Source organism: Chryseobacterium pennipullorum, from assembly GCF_003384725.1.
Classification (GTDB): Bacteria; Bacteroidota; Bacteroidia; order Flavobacteriales; family Weeksellaceae; genus Chryseobacterium; species Chryseobacterium pennipullorum.
The window spans coordinates 96445-102875 of the sequence record NZ_QNVV01000020.1 but is presented as its reverse complement, the minus strand read 5'-3'; the positions used below and the strand labels follow the sequence as shown (position 1 = coordinate 102875).

Here is a 6431-nt window from a genome sequence, read left to right as displayed (position 1 = left end):
TTCCAGTCTTGAATTTTTGTATACTTTTGTTTGACTCCGTCGAAATAACATTCATCGACTGGAAAGGAGATAATCTTCGATTTCAAGGCAAAAGTATAAATAAAAAAACACTCAGTTTCTCCCTACACCTTTTGTACTTGATTCCTGAAAACCGGCAACCCGCTGCTTCCCGGATTTAAAATTATTGTCAAGTAATCCAACCCATCAATTTTGATGAATATTTTTTTTATTCATCAAAATGATGTCTTTCCGAAATTATTATTAAAAAGCGTAAATTTGCACCATGAATAACGATACCATCTGCGCACTGGCTACAGCCAATGGAATAGGTGCCTTGGGCATTATCAGAGTTTCAGGAGATAATGCTTTACCCATAGTTCAGAAAAGTTTTCCGGCAAAAAAGCTGGAAAAACAGAAATCGCATACCCTACATTATGGATATTTTATGGATGGGGAGGAAGCTATTGATGAAGTAATGCTTTCCCTATTTCTGGCTCCGAAAAGCTTTACCACAGAAAACTCTGTGGAGATTGCTTTCCATGGTTCCCCGCATATTGGAAAACGTATTCTTGAAACCCTGATCAAAAACGGAGCAAGAATGGCGAAGGCAGGAGAATTTACCCTTCGGGCTTTTATCAACGGAAGAATTGACCTTTCACAGGCAGAGGCCATTGCGGATGTCATAGCTTCAGAAAACGAAGCTTCAAGAAAAGTAGCAATCAATCAGCTAAAAGGTGGAATTACCAATGAAATATCGTTACTAAGAACCGATCTTCTGAATTTTGTTTCCCTGATTGAGCTGGAACTTGATTTCGCAGAAGAAGATGTAGAGTTTGCCGATAGAACTGCTTTGAAAGGATTACTGGATAAAATTGAACTGAAACTTAATTCGCTTATTGAAAGCTTCCAGTACGGGAATGCCATTAAGAATGGAACGGCAGTCGCGATCATCGGAAAGCCCAATGCAGGTAAATCTACCCTTCTTAATGCATTACTGAAAGAAGAAAGAGCGATTGTAAGTAATATTGCAGGAACAACAAGGGACACTATTGAAGAGGTCTTACATATTAAGGGACATGCTTTCAGGCTTATAGATACGGCCGGACTTCGTGACACGGTAGATGAAATTGAGGCTATTGGAGTAAAAAAAGCAAAAGAAAAAGTTGAAAACGCCGATATTCTGGTGTATCTGGCTGACGCCGCCACAGAAAATTTCTCAGAGGATATTGAAATGATTCAGTCTCTTCTTAGGGAAGATCTTAAATTGATTATCTGCGCCACAAAAATTGACGAAGTAGTTCCTACCCAATATGAAGCAGTGGAAGATATTTTCAGAAATGCGATTACCCATGAGTTTGATTTTATTAAGATTTCTGCAGTTGAGAATCAAAACATTCAGGATCTTAAAAACGAACTTTCCTCCTATGTAGAGCAGCTAAAATCTGCAGAGAATAACGTTGTCATTACCAATCAGCGACATTTTGAAGCTTTACAGAAATCCCTGGACGCTGTGGACAAAGTGAAAGAAGCAATTTCTATTCAGATTTCCACAGAATTATTAGCATATGAACTGAGGAATGCTTTGGAACATTTGGGCGAGATATCCGGTGAAGTTACCAATGACGAGGTGCTGGGGAATATTTTTTCTAAGTTTTGTATCGGGAAATAATACATTTAAATAGCTGAAAATCAAAAATTTATAGCAATCAAACAAACTCTTTTAAATATACTATAAATCACTGTATTACAGCAGTTTAAACAGGGAGCTTTACCTTTGGATTTAACACCATTTGTTAATGAATATATTATTTTTATTATAAACATTCAACAAATGCTTAATATTTATTACTTTTAATTATCGGATCGTTCGTTGTACAAACTCATATGTAATCAGAATTTTAAACTATCAGTCTTGGAAAATAACCCGTTAACCCAATTGATCAATAGCATTCAGTATCTTTTTCCACTGAATGATGAGGAAGTCCGGCTTTTGGAGTCCAATGTTACAGTTTTCAACGCAGGCAGGGAAAGAAATATAATCAATCCTTTATCGGTTGCGGATAAACTCTTTTTCCTCGAAAAAGGGCTTGTAAGAAGTTTCTATCAAAAGGATTATAAAGAAATCAATACCGAATTCTTTTTTGAAAATGAATTTTTTACTGCATTTACAAGTTTTCTAACCCAGGAAAAAACGAACTTATATTTTCAATGCATTGAACAATGTAATCTGATAAGCATACCATAGGCGCTCATCGACAGATTACTCCGGGAGGATACTAAATGGAATATTTTATTGAATAATATTTTGGCCAAAGAATATATAAAAAAATGCCGTAGGGAAAGTTCATTTCTACTGCTGGACGCCAATGAACGATACCACTATTTTCTAAAACAGTTCCCGGATGCAGATACTCGGATACCGCTTTTCCATATTGCTTCATACCTTGGGATCAGTCCTGAAACCCTCAGTAGGGTCAGGAGTAAAAAAATCAATCAAATTGATCTAAGTCAAGTAAACAATATTTAGATTTCCACACTTTTGTCATAGTGAAATTAAAACATCCTATGGAAAAAAGAGTAAAATTTGACTTCGAGATATTCTTTACGAATGGTGGTAGTATCAAAGGTGAAGATTTCAGATTAGATATATCCGGAGACGATATCAGCGATAGTGCCCTGGCGGACTACATCGTTGAAGATATGCAGTTGCTAATGGTAGGAAAAGTTAATATCCTTAACAAAGAAATCATGATTGAGGCCCATAAACGCAAACCAATTGATGAAAGTATGACAGAAGGATTGTTGATTGATTTGAGCCATACCATCGAAGATGGCCTGATAACTTACAAGGGGCTGCCCGCACCACATATTTGCGACTATCTCTCCAGGGAACAGTCAAAACACAACTATGACGGCGATACATCTTTTCAGATTGGAAAGATAGAAATGGTCACTAACACCGGAACTTATATCGATTGTCCTTTTCATAGATTCGTAGATGGCAAAGACATGTCACAAACGGTATTAAAGGATTTTGCCCAGCTAGATGCGGTTATGATCCATATATCATTTACAGAAAACCTGAAAATTACGGAAGATCATCTTAAAAATCGAGAAATCAGAAATAAAGCAGTATTAATACAGACCGGTTGGGATAGTCATTGGAATACCGAACTATATTATCAGGATCATCCATATCTTACGGAAAAGGCAGCGATATATCTGCGGGATTGTAACGTCAAACTTGTAGGTATTGATTCGCACAATATAGATGACACGTCTGGCAGAACAAGGCCCGTTCATACAATCCTATTGGGCTCTGGCATTTTAATCGTTGAACATCTCTGCAATCTAAGTAAATTACCGGCTGAGAATTTTACGTTCACAGCCGCTCCACCAAAATTTAAAGGTGTGGGGACTTTTCCCGTCAGGGCATTTGCTTCGGTTGAAAAGAAATAATTATATTCAATTGGATTCATTTTTAAAGGAAAATAAACATGACAAATAACATTGGATTAACAAAAGATGCGGGCTGGCAGTTCGGCGTAAGGAAAACCCTACCAATGAAGCTGGAAACACTCTGGGAAACATTTTTTTCAGACCGTGGACTACCCTATTGGAATGAAGGTATAGATGAGGATTTTTCAACTTTTAAAGAATATTCACATATCAGAACAAAGTGGAGGCACAAGGATTTCACAGAAGACGCCAACTTACAGATCAGATTTATTCCTTCGAAAAATAAAGATAAGACAACAATTTCCTTCCATGTGGATAAATTAAAAAATGAAAGTCAGCGTGAAGTGGCGGGAAAATATTGGTCAAAAGTGATTGAAGATCTAAAGCTGTTGCTGGAAACTTAGATCCCGGTGCAGAGAGATTGCTTAATTGAGTTTAATCTTCCAAAACTAATTCAAATAGATCGGGATCGCTCTTTACTATCCCTTTCTGATCGACTGTGATCGACGAGGAAAATTCTGTATCAAGGTTGTCGTACAGATATTGATCCTTCTTCTTTCTGCCATAAAGCTGCTTAACTGGCTTTACTTCATTTTCAAGAATGTTGATGTATATGACATCAATAGACTTTGATTGTCCTATATCCAGTAACAGATTATTGATTGGCAATGTATTGGTAAAAGGAGTAACCGAGATATCGATAAAGAGAAAATTCGTTAAATATCGGCCTAGGAATTCCATTGATTGACCATAAACCTGCAGAGTTTATCCCGGTAATTCGATTTTTGTGCCCTTCAATTTCTGTTTTTTATTTCAAATTCCTGCATGTACAATTTCTCTATTTTTAAAACATAATCTACATGATAAATACGGTTTAAATAGTTGCCAATGATCACCGATTTTACATAATAGACATCATTTTTAAGCTCTATCGTGCAATTTTCCCAGGATTTATAAACTAAGCCTCTCCAGACAACCTTTTTCATTTCGATTATGATAAATTACAGTTTGTGGTCTTATTTTCTGAACATTTTTTTGGAATTGATTCCCTTTCTAATACCGTTTATTTCTCAAATTTAAATAAAATAAAAGGTGAATGTTATATAATCATTCACCTTTAAGATAAAAAAATTAATTGGTTTTAATTAACTGTTTCCAAATAAAGCTTTTTTCAGCGCCAATGCCCCCTGTTCTGATGAAAATTTTATAGCTTCAATATGATCTAGCGGATTTAATAATCCATAATCATGTATAAATCCGTTATAAGTCTCGATTGTCGTTGGAACTCCGGCCTCATCCAATTTTCTTGCGTACGCCAGACCTTCGTTGAATAGAATATCATTTTCAGCCAGCTGAACGAGTGCCGGTGGAAGATCCTTAAGCTTTTCTGATGGTGCATTGAACGGTGTTGCGTAATACTCCTTGCGTTTTTCAGTGTCCGGAAGGTAATTATCCCACATCCATTTCATTAACGGAGCGGTAAGGAATCGACCGTCTGCATATTTCTGCCAGGATTCACGCGAGAAATCTGCGTCAGTTACCGGCCATAACAGTAACTGGAATTTTATTTCAGGTCCGCCTTTATCTTTTGCCATCAGGCAAAGTACCGCAGTCATATTTCCGCCGACACTGTTTCCGGCGGCTGCCATATTTTTACCATCAACACCAATTTCAGCACCGTTCTCCGACACCCACTTTGTAGCCGCATATATCTGGTTGATCGCAACAGGATACTGTGCTTCCGGAGAAGGTGTATAATCCGTGAAAACCGCTGCTGCTCCGCTATGGACGACTAAATCTCGTACCAATCTTCTATGTGTGGGATAATCACCCAATACCCATCCGCCACCATGCGTAAACATAAAGACAGGAAGGTTTTCAGAGGAAGCACCCGCTGGCTTTACAATATGGATATTAACTGTAATGCCGTCCTGTGTAATCTCTCTTTCGGATTCGATAATACCCGAATAATCTACTTCTACAGACTTTTGTGCATCAACAAGGACCTGTCTGGCTTCTTCAGGAGTAAGTGTTTCCAAAGGTTTACCGCCGCTATTGTTCAGCCCCTTCAAAAATTCCCTTATACCTGATAGGATCTGTGGATCGTTTTCAGCTTTAATGTTGTTTGCCATAATTGAAATTTTAATGATTAATGTATAAGTAATAACCTTATTCAGGTCATCAAAGTTTATATTTTTCCAAGTTGCTCAACCACCACTTTTGCCATTTCCTTTGAACTGAACGGGTTTTGACCTGTAACCAGATTACTGTCAACAACAACGTTGGATGTCATAGGTATAAAGGCTTTTCTGAGATCTGCACCACGCTGCTTTATGGCTGCTTCCAGGTTGAACGGAACTTCCCGTTTTCGTCTGGCGATTGTTTCTTCAAACCAGTCAAAACCTGTCATCGATTTTCCTTTGATCAGATAGTCACCCTTACTGAGCTTAACATTCAGTAATCCACCGACCCCATGACAGATCGCGGCAACCATTTTCCCGCGTTCATATTGCTGTCTGATGATTTCTTTAATATTCTCATCATCTGGAAAATCATCATGGTAGCATGCCCACCGGCAAGATATACACAATCATAGAATTCATTACTTACTTCATGCAGTTCTTTTGAATGGTTCAGTTCATCCATAAATAATGGATCGTCATAATAATCTTTTGATACTTTGTCAAGTACCAATGGTTTTAGGCTTTCAGGATCAATAGGAACATGGCCGCCCTTCGGACTTGCAATTGTAATATCCCATTTTTTCTCTTTGGCCTTATGATAGATATGGGTCAGCTCACTGAGCCATAGTCCGGTGAGCAGACCGCTGGCATATTTATCGACATTGGTAACTATTAATAAAAGCTTTTTCATAGATCACTTATTTGACTACCCTAAAATTCGCACTTTTGGACCATTTGGCAGTAGCTTAATTACGGGAATTAGTAACCGAATCTCTGTTTTCAACTTTT

Annotated in this window: 7 protein-coding genes; 3 read left to right on the top strand and 4 right to left on the bottom strand. The window is 37.6% G+C overall.

What is annotated here, in order from left to right:
- The first annotated feature begins 283 nt into the window (after nucleotides 1–283).
- The 3 genes from mnmE (at nucleotide 284) to DRF67_RS18130 (ending at nucleotide 3863) form a co-directional block, all read left to right on the top strand.
- Complete coding sequence (gene mnmE, locus DRF67_RS18145) at nucleotides 284–1669, top strand: tRNA uridine-5-carboxymethylaminomethyl(34) synthesis GTPase MnmE (RefSeq protein ID WP_115929715.1); 1386 nt, start codon at nucleotides 284–286, stop codon at nucleotides 1667–1669.
- A gap of 896 nt (nucleotides 1670–2565) precedes the next feature.
- The gene (locus tag DRF67_RS18135) at nucleotides 2566–3459 is read left to right on the top strand and encodes a cyclase family protein (RefSeq protein WP_115929713.1); all 894 of its coding nucleotides are present in this window, start codon (nucleotides 2566–2568) and stop codon (nucleotides 3457–3459) included.
- 38 nt (nucleotides 3460–3497) lie between these two features.
- Nucleotides 3498–3863: an SRPBCC domain-containing protein gene (locus DRF67_RS18130; RefSeq protein ID WP_115929712.1), complete on the top strand. Its 366-nt coding sequence runs from the start codon at nucleotides 3498–3500 to the stop codon at nucleotides 3861–3863.
- Between the two features lie 31 nt (nucleotides 3864–3894).
- On the opposite strand, the gene DRF67_RS18125 is transcribed toward DRF67_RS18130, so the two are convergent.
- The 4 genes from DRF67_RS18125 to DRF67_RS21845 all read right to left on the bottom strand — a co-directional run bounded on the left by DRF67_RS18125 (nucleotide 3895) and on the right by DRF67_RS21845 (nucleotide 6333).
- A complete protein-coding gene (locus tag DRF67_RS18125; RefSeq protein WP_115929711.1) occupies nucleotides 3895–4200 on the bottom strand; it encodes a putative glycolipid-binding domain-containing protein in 306 nt (101 codons plus the stop codon).
- A 404-nt stretch (nucleotides 4201–4604) separates the two neighbouring features.
- Nucleotides 4605–5591 (bottom strand): alpha/beta hydrolase, encoded by a 987-nt coding sequence (locus tag DRF67_RS18115; protein ID WP_115929709.1) that lies wholly within the window; start codon nucleotides 5589–5591, stop codon nucleotides 4605–4607.
- A gap of 56 nt (nucleotides 5592–5647) precedes the next feature.
- Nucleotides 5648–5980 carry a DJ-1/PfpI family protein gene (locus DRF67_RS21850; RefSeq protein ID WP_394337875.1) on the bottom strand — a complete coding sequence of 111 codons (333 nt, stop codon included), beginning with the start codon at nucleotides 5978–5980 and terminating at the stop codon, nucleotides 5648–5650.
- The gene (locus DRF67_RS21845; RefSeq protein ID WP_228435848.1) at nucleotides 5914–6333 is read right to left on the bottom strand and encodes a type 1 glutamine amidotransferase family protein; all 420 of its coding nucleotides are present in this window, start codon (nucleotides 6331–6333) and stop codon (nucleotides 5914–5916) included. Before DRF67_RS21845 ends, DRF67_RS21850 begins: the two co-directional genes overlap by 67 nt.
- Nucleotides 6334–6431: the final 98 nt, after the last annotated feature.